Raw genomic sequence first — 18536 nt, forward strand, 5'->3', positions numbered from 1 at the left:
CCCTGCTCTGCCAGGCGCTGTCAGCGCCCGCGCCAGATCCAGCCGCCGCCCAGAACCCGGCTTGAACCGGGATCATAGAAGACGCAGGCCTGACCGGGGGAAACCCCTTCCTCGGGGTTAAGCAGTTCCACCTCGGCCTCGGTTGCCGAAACAGGGCGCAGGATCGCTTCACGCGGGGGCCGGGTTGAACGCACCTTGACCGAGACCGCCCATTCCGCGCGGCTGTCCAGCGGTGCATCGCCCAGCCAGTTGATCTCGCGCAGCGGCACCCTGCGGGTCGACAGCGCCTCTTTCGGCCCCACCACCACACGACGCGTTTCAGGGTCCAGCCGCACGACATAGACCGGATCACCCAGCCCCCCGATGCCCAGCCCCTTGCGCTGGCCGATGGTGTAATGGATCACGCCGCGATGGCTGCCCAGCACCCGGCCCTCCAGATCGACAATTTCGCCCGGATCGGCGGCGCCGGGGCGCAGTTTCTCGATCACGGCGGCATAATTGCCATCGGGGACAAAACAGATGTCCTGACTGTCGGGCTTGTCGGCCACCGGCAGGCCAAAGCGCGCGGCCAGCGCCCGGGTTTCGGCCTTCGATTGCAGATGCCCCAGCGGAAAGCGCAGATAGGACAATTGTTCCGCCGTGGTCGAGAACAGGAAATAGCTCTGGTCCCGCGCGGGATCGGCCGCCTGATGCAGTTCGGGCCCATGGGCGCCGGTCTTGCGCTGGATGTAATGCCCGGTTGCCATGCAATCGGCATCCAGATCCTTCGCCGTGGCCAGCAGATCCTTGAACTTCACCCGTTCATTGCAGCGGATGCAGGGCACCGGCGTCGCCCCCGCCAGATAGGCATCGGCAAATTCGTCGATTACCGCCTCGCGAAAGGTGTTTTCATAATCCAGCACATAATGCGGAAAGCCCATCGTCTCGGCCACGCGGCGCGCGTCATGGATATCGCGGCCCGCACAGCAGGCGCCCTTTTTCGCCAGCGCCGCGCCGTGGTCGTAAAGCTGCAGCGTCACGCCCACCACGTCATAGCCTTCCGAGGCAAGTTGTGCGGCCACGGCAGAACTGTCCACCCCCCCCGACATCGCTACGACGACACGGGTTTCGGACGGGGGCTTGGCGAATCCCAGCGAATTGAGGGGCCGCGAATTCAGGGGCTGGTCGAGCGGCATGGGGCTGCGCTTTCGGACAGAGGGGTGATGGGCCGCAATATAGGAAAATGCAATGTAGTCTCAACCCCGCATTTCACGCTTGTTTAAGCCTGATGCCACAGTCTTGGGGGCGGGAAGGTCCATGGGGGTGCGGGGCCGGTGGTGGAAGGAGTGCGCAATGTTTCTCAAGAAGGTGGCGGGTCCACGGCAGGTGACGCTGCCTGACGGCTCGGTTCTCAGCCGCGCGGATCTGCCCGCGCCCGACACACGCCGCTGGGTTGCCAGCCGCAAGGCCATAGTTGTGCAGGCCGTGATTCATGGTCTGCTGTCGCTTGGCGAAGCGCTGGAACGCTATGCGCTGTCGGAAGAAGAATTCGCACTTTGGCGGGCAGCGGTGGAAACGCACGGGGAAAGCGGGCTGAAGGTGACCGCGATTCAGAAGCATAGACAACTTTAAATTGTTTGGTGTCTGCTCTGTGTCAGAGTAACGGCTGATTAACCATTGCCCCCCAGTATCGTTAATGAAGCCAGACCTGATGTGGAGTTTTTGATGCGCATTCTTCTTGTGGAAGATGATCCGACTACGTCACGCAGTATCGAACTGATGCTGACCCATGCCAATCTGAACGTCTTCTGCACCGATCTGGGGGAAGAGGGCATCGACCTTGCCAAGCTTTATGATTACGATCTGATCCTGCTGGATCTCAATCTTCCGGATATGAGTGGTCATGATGTGCTGCGCCAGTTGCGGCTGGCGCGGATCGAAACGCCGATCCTGATCCTGTCAGGGTCTGATGACACCGACAGCAAGCTGAGAGGCTTCGGTTTCGGGGCCGATGACTATCTGACCAAACCCTTCCACCGCGAAGAACTGGTCGCGCGTATCCATGCCATCATCAGGCGGTCGAAAGGCCATGCGCAATCGGTGATCCGCACCGGACTTGTCTGCGTCAATCTCGATGCCAAAACCGTTGATGTGGACGGCAAATCGGTGCATCTGACCGGCAAGGAATATCAGATGCTGGAACTTCTGTCGCTGCGCAAGGGCACAACCCTGACGAAGGAAATGTTTCTCAATCACCTTTATGGCGGCATGGATGAGCCTGAATTGAAAATCATAGACGTCTTCATCTGCAAGCTGCGCAAGAAACTGGCCGAGGCGACGGGCGGGGCCAATTACATCGAAACCGTCTGGGGGCGCGGCTATGTGCTGCGCGATCCGGCGCCGGGCGAAATGCAGCAGATCGCAATGGGGGCCTGACACCACGCTGCGGAATGACGGGCGCGGGCACTATGCCTTAGCTGCGTCGCGTCTGGCCACCGAACGCGCGCCATCGGACCGCCCCGCCATCGGACGGGCCCCGCCATCGGGCCAGTCATGCGCAGGGCATACTTGTGGCGCGCGTTCCGGATCTGCGCTTCGGCTGGGCTTGCCACATTTCCCGATGCGGGCGGGCCTGACCGTCTGTTTAAGGGGCTGTCGCCGGTCGGATCGGTCTGTCGCAGGTTCTTGCCGGCGTTACTCCGGCCCTGCCTTTGCCGTGCTGACCCTGCCTTCCGGCGTGTTCAGCCTGCGAAACGCCCGAAACGCCAGCACCCCAGCGGGCACCGCATTGTCGGGGCTGCTCTGGTTCCTCACCCGGGTTTGGCGTCCCGTTTCCGTTGCCAGGCGAAGGGTGGGCGGTGCGCCGCCTCTGGACCTGCGCGCAGGCTGACCCTAAACCTGAATCACCGGCGGGCAGGGGGCGTTCATGCAGGATCACGATATTTCCGGACTGACACGCGATGAGGCGTCGGCAGAACTGGCCCGGCTGGCCGCCCAGATCGCGGCGGCTAATGACGCCTATCACGGTCAGGATGCGCCCGAGATCACGGATGCCGAATTTGACGCGCTGAAGTCCCGCAATGCCGCGATCGAGGCGGCGTTTCCGGACCTGAAACGCGCCGACAGCCCCAGCGACCGCGTCGGTGCCGCCCCTTCCGAAAGCTTTGGCAAGGTCACCCATGCCGAGCGGATGCTGAGTCTCGAAAACGCCTTTGACGATGAAGATATTCAGGAATTCGAACGCCGGATCCGCAGCTATCTGGGGGGCGATCCGCAGCTTGCCTGGACGGCGGAACCGAAGATCGACGGCCTGTCACTGTCGCTGCGGTATGAAGGTGGGCGGCTGACCGTCGCGGCAACACGCGGTGATGGCGAAACCGGTGAGAACGTGACCGCCAATGCCCGCACCATTGTCGATATCCCGACCACGATTTCCGGTGCTCCCGACCTGCTGGAAGTGCGCGGTGAGGTCTATATGGCGCATGAGGATTTCGTGGCGCTGAATGCGCGTCAGGCCGAACGCGGCGGCAAGACCTTTGCCAATCCGCGCAATGCTGCCGCCGGAAGCCTGCGCCAGCTGGATGCCGCGATCACCGCCGCGCGGCCCTTGCGGTTTTTCGCCTATGCCTGGGGCGCGCTGTCCGAACCGCTGGCGGAAACCCAGATGGGGGCCATCGAACGTCTGGCGGGATTTGGCTTTCGCACCAATCCGCTGACGCGGCTTTGTCAGTCCCCTGCCGAATTGCTGAACCATTACCGCATGATCGAGGCGCAGCGCGGCAGTCTTGGTTATGACATCGACGGGGTTGTTTACAAGGTCAACGATCTGGCACTGCAGCGGCGGCTGGGGTTCCGGTCGGCCACACCCCGCTGGGCCATCGCGCATAAATTCCCCGCCGAACTCGCCTGGACCGAACTGCGCGCCATCGACATTCAGGTCGGCCGCACCGGGGCCTTGTCGCCGGTGGCGCGGCTTGCCCCGGTGACGGTGGGCGGGGTCGTGGTGTCGAATGCCACGCTGCATAATGAGGATTATATCGCGGGCCGTGACAGCAAAGGTGGGATAATCCGCGACGGCAAGGATATCCGCATCGGCGACCGGGTGCAGGTTTACCGCGCCGGCGATGTGATTCCGAAAATCGCCGATCTCGACCTGTCGCATCGCTGCCCCGGGGCCCTGCCTTACGTCTTTCCCAATCACTGCCCCGAATGCGGCAGCCCCGCGCTGCGCGACGAAGGGGATTCCGTGCGCCGCTGCAGTGGCGGGCTGATCTGCCCCGCGCAGGCTGTTGAACGGCTCAAGCATTTCGTGTCGCGCAATGCGTTCGATATCGAAGGTCTGGGCGCAAAACAGGTCGAGGCGTTCTGGAAAGACGGCTGGATCGCGACTCCCGCCGATATCTTCCGTCTGCAAGACCGCTATGGCAGCGGGCTGAAACAGCTGAAAAACCGGGAGGGCTGGGGCCCGAAATCCGCCGAAAACCTGTTCCGCGCCATCGAGGAAAAGCGCCGTATCCCGTTGAACCGCCTGATCTTTGCCCTTGGCATCCGCCATGTCGGAGAGACGACCGCCGCGCTGCTTGCCGCCCATTACGGCACATGGCCCGGCTTTGAGGCCGCAATGCGGGCGGCAAAGGCCGGGGAGGGGGCGGAGTGGGCCGATCTTCTGGCAATTGACGGGGTGGGGGCGGTGCTTGCGGGTTCGGTCATTGCCGCATTCGACAATCCGCGTGAACGCGAGGCCATCGACGCGCTGGCCGCCGAACTGGAGGTGCAGCCGGTTCTGGCCCGTGCCCCTGTCGACAGTCCGGTGGCGGGCAAGACCGTGGTGTTCACCGGCAGTCTGGAAAAGATGACCCGGGCCGAGGCCAAGGCGCGGGCCGAGGCGCTGGGGGCGAAGGTTTCGGGGTCCGTATCGGCCAAGACCGATCTGCTGGTGGCCGGGCCGGGGGCGGGATCCAAGGCGAAAGAGGCAGCACGTCTGGGCATCGAAACGATTGATGAGGATGCCTGGCTTGCCCTCATCGGCACGGCATGACCCGCCCCGAGACGCTTTTCCCGCTGTTTGCCGGGCTTGAAACGCTTGATGGGATCGGGCCGAAAACGGCGGCTGCCCTTGCCGGGCTGGGGGTGGAGCGCCCGAGGGATCTGTTGTTCCTGCTGCCCCATTCCGGGGTGGACCGTGCCCGGCGGGGCAGTCTGCGTGATGCCGCGCTGCCGGGTGTCGTTACGGTCGAGGTGGAGATCGTCGCCCATCAGCCGCCCCGCACGAAGGGCCGCCCCCACCGCATTCTGGTGCGCGACGCAGCACTGGATTTCCAACTCGTGTTTTTCCACGCGCGGGGTGATTACCTGATGCGGCAATTGCCGGTCGGGGAAAGACGGCTGGTCTCGGGCCGGGTGGAGCTTTTCGACGGGCTGGCGCAGATGGTTCATCCCGACCATATCCTGCTGCCCGGTGAGGCGCGCGAGCTGCCGCTTTATGAACCGGTCTATCCGCTGACGGCGGGTGTCACGCAAAAGGCATTGGCGCGCGGAGTGACTGCGGCGCTGGCGCGTCTGCCGGATCTTGCCGAATGGATCGACCCGGGGCTGATCGCGCGGGAGGGCTGGCCCGGCTGGGCCGAGGCGCTGCGCGCCGCCCATGCCCCGGCCTCGGCCGCCGATCTGGCCCCCACCGCCGGGCCGCGGGAGCGGCTCGCCTATGATGAGCTGTTTGCGCATCAACTGACGCTGTCGCTGGCGCGCGCCTCGCTGCGGCGCACACGGGGCCGGGTGACGCAAGGCGACGGCGCGTTGCGGGCGCGGGTTCTGGCGGGCCTGCCCTATGCGCCCACCGACGCACAAGCCCGCGCGGTGGATGAGATTGCCGCCGATATGGCAGCACCCTTGCGGATGAACCGCCTGCTGCAGGGCGATGTCGGATCGGGCAAGACGCTGGTCGCCTTCCTTGCGCTGCTGGTTGCGGTCGAGGCGGGCGGGCAGGGCGTGCTGATGGCCCCCACGGAAATTCTTGCGCGCCAGCATCACGACGGTCTGGCCTCGCTGGCGGCGCTGGCTGGCGTGCGGCTGGACCTTCTTACGGGCCGCGACAAGGGGGCGGAACGGGCGGCAAAACTGGCCGATCTTGCGGCGGGGCGCATCGGCATACTGGTCGGCACCCATGCGGTGTTCCAGAAGGATGTGGACTTTGCCGATCTGCGGCTGGCGGTTGTCGATGAACAGCACCGTTTCGGCGTTGCACAGCGGATGGAACTGGGCGCCAAGGGCCAGTCGGCGGATGTGCTGGTGATGACCGCAACGCCCATTCCCCGCAGTCTGGCACTGGTCAGCTATGGCGATATGGATGTTTCGGTTCTGGATGAAAAACCCCCGGGCCGTCAGCCGATCCGCACCGCGCTTATCCCGACCGACCGGCTGGAGGAGGTGATCGCCAAGCTGCGTCAGGCGGTGGCCGAGGGGCGCCAGGCCTATTGGGTCTGCCCGCTGGTCGAAGACAGCGAGGTGCTGGATTACGCCTCGGCCGAGGCGCGGTTCAAGGCGCTGCGTGCGGCATTGGGCGAGGGTGTCGTGGCGCTGGTCCATGGCCAAATGCCTGCTGCCGAAAAGGACGCGGCCATGGCGGGTTTCGTGGCCGGACAGACGCAGGTGCTGGTCGCGACCACGGTGATCGAGGTCGGGGTCAACGTGCCCGCTGCCACGATCATGGTGGTGGAACGGGCCGAAACCTTCGGTCTGGCGCAACTGCATCAGCTGCGCGGCCGGGTCGGGCGCGGCACGGCGCAATCGACCTGCCTGCTGCTGTATCAGGCGCCGCTGTCGGAAAGCGGCGCGCGCCGCCTGAAGGTGCTGCGCGACAGCGAGGACGGGTTCCGCATCGCCGAAGAGGATCTGGCGATGCGCGGCGCGGGGGATCTGATCGGCACGGCGCAATCGGGCCTGCCCCGGTTCCGCGTTGCGGATCTGGAACGTCAGGCTGCCCTGATGGCCGTGGCGCAATCGGATGCGCGGGCGCTCCTGATGCAGGATCCGCAGCTTTCCGGCCCGCGCGGCATGGCGGTGCGCGCGCTGCTTTGGCTGCTGGATCAGGATCGCGCGATCCGTCTGATCTCGGTCGGTTGATGGTTTGTTCTCATAAAGTTCTTTACAGAGCCCGAATCATATGAGAACAATATAGCAACAACGGGATGCAGGAGGTTGCCATGCTGAATGAAATCAAGGCCGTCATCACCCGCTCGGGCGACACGCTGCTGGAGGATGCGCTGGGGGTTACAGCACTTTTCGCGGTTCTGGTGGCAGGGCTGTCGCTGCCCGGTCTGATCTGATGCCCGCGCTGATCCGATGACCGGGATGACAAAGGGTCAGGGCGGCGACAGCGCCGGATCGAACGGATAGCGGGTCAGGTTCTCTGCGCCGGTTTCGGTGATCAGCACCTGATCCTCGATCTTGATCGAGAAGTCGCCGCCTTCCGGGCTGACCAGCGCTTCGATACACAGCACCATCCCCGGCTCCAGCGCGGTCTCGAAGGCGCCGTCCACCCAGTCGTCGGGATAGGGCACGAAGGGCCATTCATCGCACAGCCCCACACCATGCATCTTGCAGGAATATTTCTGCCGCTGGAATTCGGGCTCCAGAACGTGCCCGCCATGGGTCAACTCCCGGATCGTGACCCCGGGGCGCAGCCGTTCGAAATGGCTGTCGATATGGTCCCGGGCATGGCGCATGGCAGAAATCATGTCGGGTCGCGGCGCGCGGTCCCCGATCCACCATGTGCGGGAAATGTCGATGCAGATGCCATAGGCGCCGATCAGATCGGTGTCGAAGGCCACGATCTCATTCGGCTGCACGATGCGCGGCCCGCATTCCTGAAACCACGGATTGCTGCGCGGCCCCGAGGCCAAGAGCCGCGTCTCGATCCATTCCCCACCGCGCCGGATATTGCCCTTGTGCAGTTCCGCCCAGATATCATCCTCGCTGACATTCCCGCGCGGGACCTCGGCCCGGGCAAAGCGTTCCATTTCGGCAATCGCCGCCTCGCAGGCATGATGGGCGCAGCGCATCGCGGCAATCTCGTCCGGGCCCTTCACGGCGCGGGCGCGTTCGGTCACGACCTCGCCTTCCAGCACCTCGAACCCGGCACTCTCCAGCGCCCGCAGCCCGTGGACCATGATCTTGTCCACAGCCAGCCGCCGGTTGCTGCCCGAATGGGCCGCCATCACTTCGGTCACCTGCGCTGCGAAATCGCGGGCATCCTGCGCCGTACGGTCGCCGCAGACATTGTAGAAAAAGGACGCGCCCGAACGCAGTTCCGCCACCAGCGGGTTATAGGTCACCAGAAAGGGCGCATTGCGATATTCCCACATCACCATATGCCCGTCGGCACACAGCAGGCAGGCGCGGAACGGGTTGTGGCTGTTCCACAACTGCATATTGGTGGTGTCGGTCGCATAGCGGATATTCAGCGGATCGAACAGCAACAGCCCGCCGATACCCTGCGCCACCAGCGCCTCGGTCAGCCGCCGCCAGCGCCAGTGGCGCATCGCGGCAAGATCGGGCAGCGCCAGCCCCGCCGCCGCCCATTCGCCAAAGGCACGCTGCGTCGGCCCGATCTCGATCCGGTCATTGTCATTCGGGCTGCCATCGCCCAGCCGGGCACCCCGGCCGGGGTCGATCTTGCGCGGTCTGTCCATGGCGGGGCCCTCCCTTTGGTCTAGATTTTCCGCATCTGAGGACTTGTGCTGCCGATGCCGCGACATCGCCTGTCGCAATCGGGCTTTCCGCGCGCCGCCTGACCTCCTATTCCTCGGACATGCAACCGATCCTGCAATCGCGCCTGCCCGAGGCGATCTGGATGAACCCCGCCACAGAACGCCTGCCCGGCATCCTGCCGGTCGCGGGGGAGGACTGGCTGCGCCTTGACGATGCCTATGCCGGCCAGATGGCCGAACGGGACCGCCTGATCGCCGCCGATCCCGATGTGGTCCATGCGCTATTGCCCGGGGCGCGTGCCGCCGCAGGGGAACTGCTGGATCTGGTTCTGGACCGCCTCACCCGTCTGCCCGGTTTCACTTTTGCCGCCGATCACGTCCTCCGCCCGGATGGCGCGCGGATCCCACTGGATCGCTCGGCACCGCTTCTGACCCTCGGACGCCTCGTGCAGACCGATTTCTGCATCCTGATGCCGGACATGGCTCCGGGCGCGCAGGCAGAGCATCTGCTGGCAGGTGCCATTCTGTGCTTTCCCGCAAGCTGGACCCTGTCGCAGAAGATCGGCCGCCCGCTGACGCGCATTCATGTCCCGGTGCCGGAATACGGTCCCAATCTCGCCGCCCGCGTGCAGCGGCTTTTCGATGCGATCCGCCCGGAACAGCCGCTTTGGCGCGGCAATGCGCTGATCTATGACGATCCGACCCTGCATCAGCCCCGGGCCGAGGGCGTGGCGCGCCCGCAACCGATTCAGAAACTATACCTGCGATCTGAACGCCAATGCCTGCTGCGCCTGCCGCAAAGCCGCGCCGTGGTTTTTGCAATCCACACAACAGTGATCCGGATTGCCGATCTTGACCCCGAGGCGCGCGCCTCGCTGCTGGCGGCCCGCGCCTAGCCTCTTCTTCTCTATCGCAAATATCCACGGGCCCCCGGGCCTGCGATCAGGGCGTCCGACGCCCCGCCCGGCCGCCGCGCCGCTGGCCCAGACGGCCCTTGCGCGCGGGCAAGTCTGCCATCACCACGGCCCGCGCCTCGGGCGTCATGCGCGACCAGGCGGCGATTTCGTCGATGGACCGGTAGCAGCCCAGACAGATCCGCGCCTCGGGATGCACGACGCAGATCTTGATACAGGGGCTTTCCACCTCATCGCGTTTCCAGATCTCATCGGTCATGCCGCACCCCCGCCGGATTGACGTGCCAGAAACCCGAACCGGTCCAGCGCCCCCTGCAGGATATAACCCGCCGCGACATGGTCGATCACCTCGGCGCGACGTTTGCGCGACGTATCCGCCTCCAAGAGCGCGCGTTCGGCGGCCACCGTCGACAGCCGTTCATCCCAGAAGGTCTGGGGCAGGGGGCTGATCCGCGACAGGTTGCGGGCAAAGGCCCGGGTTGCCTGCGCGCGCGGCCCCTCGCTGCCATCCATATTGCGCGGCAGGCCCAGAACGATGCCGGTCACCTCACGCTTGGTCAGCAGCTTCAGCAGTGCCTCGGCATCAAGGGTGAATTTCACGCGGCGGATCGTGCTGTCAGGGCTGGCGACCATCCGGCGGCGGTCCGAGATGGCGACGCCGATGGTCTTTTCGCCGAAATCCAGCCCGGCCAGCGCGCCCTGTGGCGGTAACGCGGCCAGAAAACCCTCAAGATCATCAAAAGCCGTCATTCGGTCAGTCCGGCACGGCTTGCGGCCTCGGCAATCCGCGCAAGATCCGCCTCGCGGCCCGCAAAATTCACCAGTGCCTCGGCCCGGATCGCTTCGGCGCGCTCCCGTTCACCCAGTTGCGCCAGCGCAAGGATCAGCCGCGCCCATTCATCCGCCGTGCCGCCCTCGGTCGCCAGACGCGCGTTCAGCCCTTCGACCATGCCGCGGATCATCTCGTCGCGCTCGGCGGGGGACAGGTCTGCCGCCGCCTCTATATCGGCCGCTGCCGGGCCGGGCAGGGCCGGTTGCGCGGTGGTGGTTTCGGGCGGCAATTCGTAGCGCACGCCTGCAATCCGCGCCAGTTCCTCGATCCGGTCCCGCACCTCGGGCCGCCAGGGGCTTTCGGGGGGGGCGGTATCCAGCAATTGCCGCCAGAAGCGGAAGGTCAGATCCTGCCTGCCGATCTGCAGGTTCAAAAGCCCCGCGAAGAACAGTGCCGTATCGTTGCGCGGATCGCCCTGCAGCACCGCGCGGATGATGTTTTCCGCCTCGGGGGAAACCTGCCCCGCCGCCGCCTGAATCATCAGGGTCGCATGCAGCAGCCGGTCCTGTGCCGTTGCCGCATTGCCCTTCAGCGTGATGACGCGGGCCTGCGCACGATGGGCGGCGTCGAAATTGCCCAGATTGGCCTCATTGCGCGCCAGAAGCTGATGCCCCTGCAAATCGTCGGGCCGCTCCTCCACTGTTGCGCGCAACTGTTCGACCAGCCGCGCGAAATCCGGATCCACCCCCGCCAGCGGGGGGGAGGGCGGAAGGGCTGCCTCCAATGCCGCCTGCGGCAGGCGGGCGGCGCGGCGGTCCTCGGCCAGTTCAAGACGCAATTGCAGGGGCAGGTCGGTGGTGCCGGGCGCGCCCAGCCGGGTATAGATCCAGAACCCCGCAAGCAGCGTGACCAGAACCAGAGACCCGACCATCACCGCACCGCGCGATGCGCCTGCGGTGCTTGTGCCGGTATTCGTCTGTGCCTCTGCCGCCGACAGCACCCTGTCGGTTTCCAGCAGACGCCGGGCCACCTCGGCCCGCATCCGTCCTGCCTCATCCTCGGTGACGATACCGCGCGCGACCTCGCGCTCGATCTCGCGCAGCTGATCACGATAAACCCGCCCATCGAATTCAGCCGCGCGCAGCTCCAGCCCCTCACCGCCGCGCCGCAGCGCCTGCAAAAGGATCATTGCCACGCCAAGGGTCATCGCCCCGGCCATCGCCCAGAACAGCATATCCGACACGTTTTTCCGTCCTTTCCGCTTCTTCTTCCTCTATCCGCTCTGCCGCCCGGGCAAAAGGTTTATTCACCCGGCAGCCCCTGCGCGTCCTGTCGCACCCGTCCCGCACGTGCATGTCGCAAATAACCCGATTGTGCCGCTCATGGGTGCGGATATATCCCGGTCCCGTTCCACAACCCGGAACGGAACCATGCCCGGAGAGTCGCGCCATGAAACGCTATTCCGTCTTTGCCATCGCCCGAGAGGCGTTGCGCCATCACAGCGGCTGGGATCGCGCCTGGGCCAGTCCCGAACCGCGTGCCAGCTATGATGTCGTGATCGTGGGCGCGGGCGGCCACGGGCTTGCCACGGCCTATTACCTTGGCAAGAATTTCGGCATCACCAATGTTGCGGTGATCGAAAAGGGCTGGCTGGGTGGGGGCAATACCGGGCGCAATACGACGATCATCCGCTCCAACTATCTGCAGGACCCGTCCGCCGCGATCTATGAAAAGGCCCGCAGCCTTTATGAAACCCTTTCGCAGGACCTGAACTACAATGTGATGTTCAGCCCGCGCGGCGTGATGATGCTGGCGCAAACGCATCATGAGGTGCGCGGTTATCTGCGCACGGCCCATGCCAATGCGCTGCAGGGTGTCGCGACCGAATTCATAACGCCTCAGCGGGTCAAGGAACTGTGCCCGATCATGAATATCGACGGGCCGCGCTATCCGGTTCTGGGCGCGCTCTGGCAGCCGCGCGGCGGTACGGCGCGTCATGATGCGGTGGCCTGGGGCTATGCGCGGGCCTGTTCGGCCATGGGCATGCATATCATCCAGCAATGTGAGGTGAAGGGCGTGCGGTCCGAGGGCGGCGCCGTGACCGGGGTGGAAACCACCAAGGGATTCATTGGCTGCAATAAGCTGGGTATCGTGGTTGCGGGCCATTCCGGGCAGGTCGCCGATATGGCGGGTTTCCGTCTGCCGGTCGAGGCAGTGGCCCTGCAAGCGCTGGTGTCGGAACCGATCAAACCCTGCATGGATGTCGTGGTCATGGCCAACACCGTGCATGGCTACATGTCGCAATCCGACAAGGGCGAAATGGTCATCGGTGGCGGCACCGACGGGTTCAACAATTTCACGCAGCGCGGGTCCTTCCATCATATTGAGGAGACGCTGCGCGCGCTGGTCGAGACCTTCCCGATGCTGAGCCGCCTCAAGATGCTGCGGCAATGGGGCGGGATCGTGGATATGACCGGCGACCGGTCCCCGATCATCTCGAAAACGCCGCTGGGCAATTGCTTCATCAATTGCGGCTGGGGTACGGGCGGGTTCAAGGCGATCCCCGGCTCGGGCTGGGCCATGGCCGAACTGATGGCCAAGGGTGAACCGGGGCCGCTGGCGCGCGATTTCAACCTCTGGCGCTTCCGCGAGGGCCAGTTCATTGACGAATCCGTCGCCGCCGGGGTGGCGCATTGATGCCGACCCGTTCCGCAATTCCGGCAATCCTTTGCCCATGCGCCGCCCGATCCGATCCGGCGCGGAACGGATCGGCCCTCCGGTCTGTTGTCCTGCCAGTTGAAGTTGAAACTGGAAAGGACACCCTGTCATGGCCTATGAACAAGACCGCCTCCCCGGGAACCAACCCTATGCCGGTGACCCCCGTCTCGCCGATCCGGTGCATCGCACGCCACCGCCCGGATCGGGCGTTGCCCCGATTGCCGGACTCATCGCTGTTGTCGCCATTGTCGCCCTCGTGCTGTTCGGCCTTTTCGGAGGCTCCGAGGATGCAACCGCCCCGGCAACCGCGCCTGCGGCTGTTGACGCGCCGCTGGCACCCGAAGCCGGCGCTCCCGCTGCCGACAGCATGGCCCCTGCCGCCGATGGCATTGCTCCGCCTGCCGCAACCGATGGCGCCGAAACCGCTCCTGCGCCCGTTCCGGAAGCTGCACCCGCTCCGGCAGAATAACGTCAAGACGACCTGGCCTGTGCCCGGTCCGGCCCAGCCATTGTCCCGGGGGGAGGCGTCCCCCCGGGCCATGCGTTTTGCTTGGCCCTGTTTTCATCTTGGCCCAAATACCTTGGGGGTCCGGGGGCGAAGCCTCCGGCCTCTTTTTGCTTGCGAGGCCCGTTCATGCTGACCCTGACCTGTCCCTGCTGCGGCGTGACCGCCGAGGAAACCGAGCTTGCCCCCGGCTATGAGGCGCATCTGAAGCGTTTCGGACCCGGATCCACCGATGCCGAGTTCGAAAGTTACATGTTCGCGCGCAAGAACCCCAAAGGTGTGCATTTCGAACGCTGGCGCCATGCTTATGGCTGCGGCAAGTGGTTTCTGGCCGCGCGCTGCACCGCCACGCTGGAGGTGTTCGGCACCTATCCCGCGCAGACAACCGAACCCCCGGCCGCGATCCTGGATGCGATCCGCGCCCGCCGTCCCGACTGGAAAGCCTGATCATGAGCACCCGCCTTGCCTCCGGTGGCCGGTTGATCGACCGCAAGACCACGCAGAAATTCACCTTCAACGGCACATGGCTGTCGGGATTCTCCGGCGATACGCTGGCCTCGGCGCTGCTGGCCAATGACCAGATGCTGGTGGGCCGGTCCTTCAAGTATCACCGCCCGCGCGGCATTCTGGCCTCGGGGCCGGAAGAGCCGAATGCGCTGGTCAATCTGGGCCGCGATGACCGGCTGGAGCCGAACCAGCGCACGACCACGACGCCGCTGTTCGACGGGCTGCAGGCCACATCGCAGAACCATTGGCCCAGCCTGGAATTTGATATCGGCGTGGTCAACAACTATGCCGCGCGTTTCCTGCCTGCGGGATTCTATTACAAGACCTTCATCCATCCCCGTGCGGCATGGAAACATCTCTTTGAACCGGTGATCCGCAAATCCGCCGGTCTGGGCCGCGCGCCGAAAGACCGCGATGCCGACCGCTATGAACAGGCCTATGCCTTCTGCGACGTTCTGGTTGTCGGCGGCGGGATCGCGGGCTTGCAGGCCGCATTGTCCGCCGGGCGCCGGGGGGATCGGGTGATCCTGCTGGAACAGGCGGCGCATTGGGGCGGCCGCGCCCCGGTCGATGGCGATGCGGTCGGCGGGATGGCCGCCGGGGACTGGCTGACAGCGGCGCTTGAGGAGTTGCACGCCCTGCCCAACGTCACCCTGCGTGCCGCTTGCACGGCGACGGGGGTCTATGATCACGGCTATGTGCTGGCCGCCGAAAGCCTTGCCGATGCCACGCCCGGCGACGGGCGCCCCCGTCAGCGACTGTGGCGCATCCGCGCGGGCCGGATCGTGACCGCGACCGGGGCAATCGAACGCCCGCTGTCCTTTGCGGGCAATGACATTCCGGGTGTGATGTTGGCCGCCGCGATGCGCGATTATGTGGTCAATCACGCGGTGTCCCCCGGCGACCGCACGGTGATCGTGACCAATAATGACGACGCCTATCGCACCGCGCTGGTGCTGCGCGATGCCGGGCTGGCGGTGCCGGTGATCCTTGATGCGCGCCCCGCGCCTGCAGGCCCGCTGGTCGAGGCGGCGCGCGCGCGCGGGATCCGCATCGAGGCGGGTCGGGCCATCGCCAAGGTCCAGGGCGGCAAGCGCGTGACCGGCGTGCAGATCTGCCTGCAGGCCGGTGAGGGAGCGGTGCTGGAAGAGATTTCCTGCGATGCCGTCGCCATGTCGGGCGGCTGGTCTCCGGTCGTGCATCTGTGGTCCCATTGCGGCGGCAAGCTGAACTGGGATGACCGGCTTTCGGCCTTCCTGCCCGATCCGGCCCGCCCGCCGCTGAACCATGACGGGCGCGCGATGGTGACGCCCGCCGGTGCCGCCGCTGGCATTTTTGAACCCGATGCGATCCTGACCTCGGGTGAGGTGGCGGGGGCGGATCCCGACAGTCTGGGCGAAGTGCAGGATGAACTGCTGGCCCGCCAGTCGGTGGTGGTCCCGCCGGTCTGGGTCATGCCGCAGGGGGCGCGCGCGGATCTGCGCGCCAAGATGTGGCTGGATTTCCAGAATGATGTTAAAGTCTCCGACGTGCAGCTTGCCGCGCGCGAGGGTTATGAATCTGTCGAACATACCAAGCGCTACACCACCTTGGGCATGGCGACGGATCAGGGTAAACTTAGCAATATCAATGGCCTTGCGGTTCTTGCTCAGGCTTTGGGTGAGGATATTCCGCAGGTCGGCACCACGACATTCCGCCCACCCTATACGCCCGTCACGCTTGGAACGCTGGCCGGTGAGGCGCGGGGTGAGATCTTTCAGCCGCTGCGCCGCACCCCGGTCCATGGCTGGCACGAAAGCCATGGCGCGTATTTTGAGCCTGTGGGCCTGTGGCGGCGGCCCTATTGCTATCCGCGCAGCGGTGAAAGCCATGCCGATGCGGTGAAACGCGAGGTGCTGAACACCCGCGCGGGGCTGGGCCTCCTGGATGCCTCGACCCTGGGCAAGATCATCGTCAAGGGCCCGGATGCAGGGCGTTTCCTTGACATGCTCTACACCAACATGATGTCGACCCTGCCGGTCGGCAAATGCCGCTACGGGCTGATGTGCAACGAACAGGGCTTTCTGTCGGATGACGGCGTCGTGGCGCGTCTGGATGAGGATACCTGGCTTTGCCATACCACATCGGGCGGGGCGGACCGGATCCATGGCTGGATGGAGGACTGGCTGCAATGCGAATGGTGGGACTGGAAGGTTTATACCGCCAATCTGACCGAGCATTACGCGCAGATCGCCGTTGTCGGCCCCAAGGCCCGGGCCTTGCTGGAAAAACTGGGCGGCATGGATGTCTCGAAAGAGGCCTTGCCCTTCATGGCATGGTCCGAGGGCAGTCTTGCGGGCATCCCGGCCCGCGCCTTCCGCATCAGCTTTTCCGGTGAACTCAGCTATGAAATCGCCGTGCCCGCCAGCCAGGGCCTTGCCTTCTGGGAGGCCTGCCTTGCGGCGGGCGCCGAGTTCGGCATCTCCCCCTATGGCACCGAGGCGCTGCATGTGATGCGGGCCGAAAAGGGCTTCATCATGATCGGCGATGAAACCGACGGCACCGTGACGCCGCTGGATCTGGGGCTGGCTTGGGCCGTGTCGAAGAAGAAGGCCGATTTTCTGGGCAAGCGCGGGATGGAGCGCAATCATCTCTCCAGCCCCGACCGCTGGCAGTTGGTGGGGTTCGAGACGCTGGACGGATCGGTCATTCCCGATGGCGCCTATATTCTGGCCGAGGGCAGCAATGACAATGGCCAGCGCAACGTGCAAGGTCGTGTGACTTCAACCTATTACAGCCCGACCTTGAAGCATGGTATCGCCATGGGCCTGCTGCATCACGGCCCTTCGCGGATGGGGGAAGTCGTGGAATTCAACAAGACTGATGGCGGAACCGTCAAGGCGCGGGTGGCCGATCCGGTCTTTTATGACAAGACCGGGGAGAAGCAGAATGTCTGAACCGCAAAGCGCGCTTGGCAATCCGGTATTCGAAGGCTTCGCAACGGTGCGCGAAATCGGCCCCATCGGCATGATCACCCTGCGGGCCACCCTGTCCGCGCCCGTTCTGGCCAAGGCGCTGGCCGGGGTCGGGCTGGCCCTGCCCGCACAGCGCCGCATCCTGCGTCAGGGCGCGCGCGCCGCAGGCTGGATGTCGTCGGATGAACTGCTGATCCTCTTGCCCCATTCCGAGGTGCCCGAGGTTCTTGCAAGTCTTTCCAAGGCTTTGCAGGGCGAACATCATCTGCTGGCCGATATCTCGGATGCCCGCGCGGTTTTCCGCATCGAGGGGGTGAAGGCCGGGCAGGTTCTGGCCAAGCTGTGCCCGGTCGATCTGGATCGTCTGGAACCCGGTGAACTGCGCCGCAGCCGCGCCGCGCAGGTTGCCTGCGCCTTCTGGGCGGAAGACGATGGGTTCACGCTGATCTCTTTCCGGTCGGTGGCAGGCTATGTGATGGGGCTGCTGACCCATTCCGCGCAGACGGGAAGCGAGTTGTATTCCGCCTGATCCTGTCGCCGGATCTTCACCCCGTCCCGGCGCCCGAAACCGGTGCCTGATCCACGCCGGGGCGGAGCGGCGGCTGCACTCTGTTTGCCAAATTCACCCGCTCCCCTTGACCTCGGGAACGCGAAGGCTCTTATTCGCGTTAACCCGAAGCACTCTTTCGAAAGGAAACGACATGGCTTTCACGCTCCCCGATCTTCCCTATTCCCATGATGCGCTCGCCGATCTGGGCATGTCGAAGGAAACGCTGGAATTTCACCACGACATTCACCACAAGGCCTATGTCGACAATGGCAACAAGCTGATTGCCGGCACCGAATGGGATGGCAAGTCCTTGGACGACATCGTCAAGGGCACCTACAAGGCCGATGCGGTTGCCCAAAGCGGGATTTTCAACAATGCCAGCCAGCACTGGAATCACAACCTGTTCTGGGAAGTGATGGGCCCGGGTGAGAAGAAGATCCCCGGCGCGCTGGAAAAGGCCCTGACCGAGGCTTTCGGTTCGGTGTCCAAGTTCAAGGAAGATTTCGCCGCCGCTGGTGCCGGTCAGTTCGGCTCGGGCTGGGCCTGGCTGGTCAAGGACAAGGATGGCAGCCTGAAGATCACCAAGACCGAGAATGGCGTGAACCCGCTCTGCTTCGGTCAGACGGCCCTTCTGGGCTGCGATGTGTGGGAACATTCCTATTACATCGACTTCCGCAACAAGCGCCCGGCTTACCTTACGAACTTCCTCGACAAGCTGGTGAACTGGGAGGCGGTCACCGCGCGTCTCTGACGCCGGGCCCTCTCATTGAACGGATCGGATGGCAGCCCGCCGAAAGGGGGCTGCCATTTGCGTTTGCGCGCCGTCCCGGGGCATGAGGTCGCGGCTGTCCGCTGCAAACTTCTGCCTGCCTTTTTCTGTCTCCAACTATCCCGGGGGGTGAATTTGGCGCAGCCAAAGAGGGGGGCAG

General features: G+C 64.8%; 17 protein-coding genes. 12 read left to right on the forward strand and 5 right to left on the reverse strand.

What is annotated here, in order from left to right:
• Positions 1-20 precede the first annotated feature (20 nt).
• Entirely contained in the window at positions 21-1157 is a 1137-nt protein-coding gene (gene mnmA / locus JL811_RS18175) for a tRNA 2-thiouridine(34) synthase MnmA (RefSeq protein ID WP_202690150.1), read from the reverse strand.
• Between the two features lie 175 nt (positions 1158-1332).
• Between mnmA and sciP the strand changes: the two genes are divergently transcribed.
• The 5 genes from sciP (at position 1333) to JL811_RS20205 (ending at position 7304) form a co-directional block, all read left to right on the forward strand.
• The gene (gene sciP, locus JL811_RS18180) at positions 1333-1611 is read left to right on the forward strand and encodes a CtrA inhibitor SciP (protein ID WP_202690131.1); all 279 of its coding nucleotides are present in this window, start codon (positions 1333-1335) and stop codon (positions 1609-1611) included.
• A 93-nt stretch (positions 1612-1704) separates the two neighbouring features.
• Entirely contained in the window at positions 1705-2415 is a 711-nt protein-coding gene (gene ctrA, locus JL811_RS18185) for a response regulator transcription factor CtrA (protein WP_202690132.1), read from the forward strand.
• 490 nt (positions 2416-2905) lie between these two features.
• The gene (gene ligA, locus JL811_RS18190) at positions 2906-5017 is read left to right on the forward strand and encodes an NAD-dependent DNA ligase LigA (RefSeq protein WP_202690133.1); all 2112 of its coding nucleotides are present in this window, start codon (positions 2906-2908) and stop codon (positions 5015-5017) included.
• Positions 5014-7101 (forward strand): ATP-dependent DNA helicase RecG, encoded by a 2088-nt coding sequence (recG, locus tag JL811_RS18195; protein WP_202690134.1) that lies wholly within the window; start codon positions 5014-5016, stop codon positions 7099-7101. The genes ligA and recG overlap by 4 nt, the downstream gene beginning before the upstream one ends.
• Positions 7102-7181: 80 nt before the next feature.
• Positions 7182-7304, forward strand: a complete 123-nt coding sequence (locus tag JL811_RS20205) for a hypothetical protein (RefSeq protein ID WP_273542507.1) — start codon at positions 7182-7184, stop codon at positions 7302-7304.
• Positions 7305-7340: 36 nt separating this feature from the next.
• On the opposite strand, the gene dddP is transcribed toward JL811_RS20205, so the two are convergent.
• Entirely contained in the window at positions 7341-8669 is a 1329-nt protein-coding gene (gene dddP, locus JL811_RS18200; protein ID WP_202690135.1) for a dimethylsulfonioproprionate lyase DddP, read from the reverse strand.
• A 119-nt stretch (positions 8670-8788) separates the two neighbouring features.
• Between dddP and JL811_RS18205 the strand changes: the two genes are divergently transcribed.
• A complete protein-coding gene (locus JL811_RS18205; protein WP_202690136.1) occupies positions 8789-9583 on the forward strand; it encodes a heme-dependent oxidative N-demethylase family protein in 795 nt (264 codons plus the stop codon).
• A gap of 46 nt (positions 9584-9629) precedes the next feature.
• On the opposite strand, the gene JL811_RS18210 is transcribed toward JL811_RS18205, so the two are convergent.
• The 3 genes from JL811_RS18210 to ccmI are packed head-to-tail and all read right to left on the reverse strand — an operon-like array spanning position 9630 to position 11607.
• Positions 9630-9860 (reverse strand): DUF1289 domain-containing protein, encoded by a 231-nt coding sequence (locus tag JL811_RS18210; RefSeq protein WP_202690137.1) that lies wholly within the window; start codon positions 9858-9860, stop codon positions 9630-9632.
• Positions 9857-10351 (reverse strand): Holliday junction resolvase RuvX, encoded by a 495-nt coding sequence (gene ruvX, locus JL811_RS18215; protein ID WP_202690138.1) that lies wholly within the window; start codon positions 10349-10351, stop codon positions 9857-9859. The genes JL811_RS18210 and ruvX overlap by 4 nt, the downstream gene beginning before the upstream one ends.
• Positions 10348-11607 (reverse strand): c-type cytochrome biogenesis protein CcmI, encoded by a 1260-nt coding sequence (gene ccmI / locus JL811_RS18220; protein WP_202690151.1) that lies wholly within the window; start codon positions 11605-11607, stop codon positions 10348-10350. The genes ruvX and ccmI overlap by 4 nt, the downstream gene beginning before the upstream one ends.
• A 215-nt stretch (positions 11608-11822) precedes the next feature.
• Between ccmI and JL811_RS18225 the strand changes: the two genes are divergently transcribed.
• The 6 genes from JL811_RS18225 (at position 11823) to JL811_RS18250 (ending at position 18358) form a co-directional block, all read left to right on the forward strand.
• Positions 11823-13070: a sarcosine oxidase subunit beta family protein gene (locus JL811_RS18225; protein ID WP_202690139.1), complete on the forward strand. Its 1248-nt coding sequence runs from the start codon at positions 11823-11825 to the stop codon at positions 13068-13070.
• A 130-nt stretch (positions 13071-13200) separates the two neighbouring features.
• Complete coding sequence (locus JL811_RS18230) at positions 13201-13560, forward strand: hypothetical protein (protein ID WP_202690140.1); 360 nt, start codon at positions 13201-13203, stop codon at positions 13558-13560.
• 165 nt (positions 13561-13725) lie between these two features.
• Entirely contained in the window at positions 13726-14043 is a 318-nt protein-coding gene (locus tag JL811_RS18235) for a sarcosine oxidase subunit delta (protein WP_202690141.1), read from the forward strand.
• A gap of 2 nt (positions 14044-14045) precedes the next feature.
• Positions 14046-17039, forward strand: coding sequence for a sarcosine oxidase subunit alpha family protein (locus JL811_RS18240; protein WP_202690142.1), 2994 nt, complete (start codon positions 14046-14048; stop codon positions 17037-17039).
• Entirely contained in the window at positions 17032-17586 is a 555-nt protein-coding gene (locus JL811_RS18245; protein WP_202690143.1) for a sarcosine oxidase subunit gamma, read from the forward strand. The genes JL811_RS18240 and JL811_RS18245 overlap by 8 nt, the downstream gene beginning before the upstream one ends.
• A 172-nt stretch (positions 17587-17758) precedes the next feature.
• Entirely contained in the window at positions 17759-18358 is a 600-nt protein-coding gene (locus JL811_RS18250) for a superoxide dismutase (RefSeq protein ID WP_202690144.1), read from the forward strand.
• Positions 18359-18536: the final 178 nt, after the last annotated feature.

The organism is Szabonella alba (assembly GCF_016765775.1).
GTDB lineage: Bacteria > Pseudomonadota > Alphaproteobacteria > Rhodobacterales > Rhodobacteraceae > Szabonella > Szabonella alba.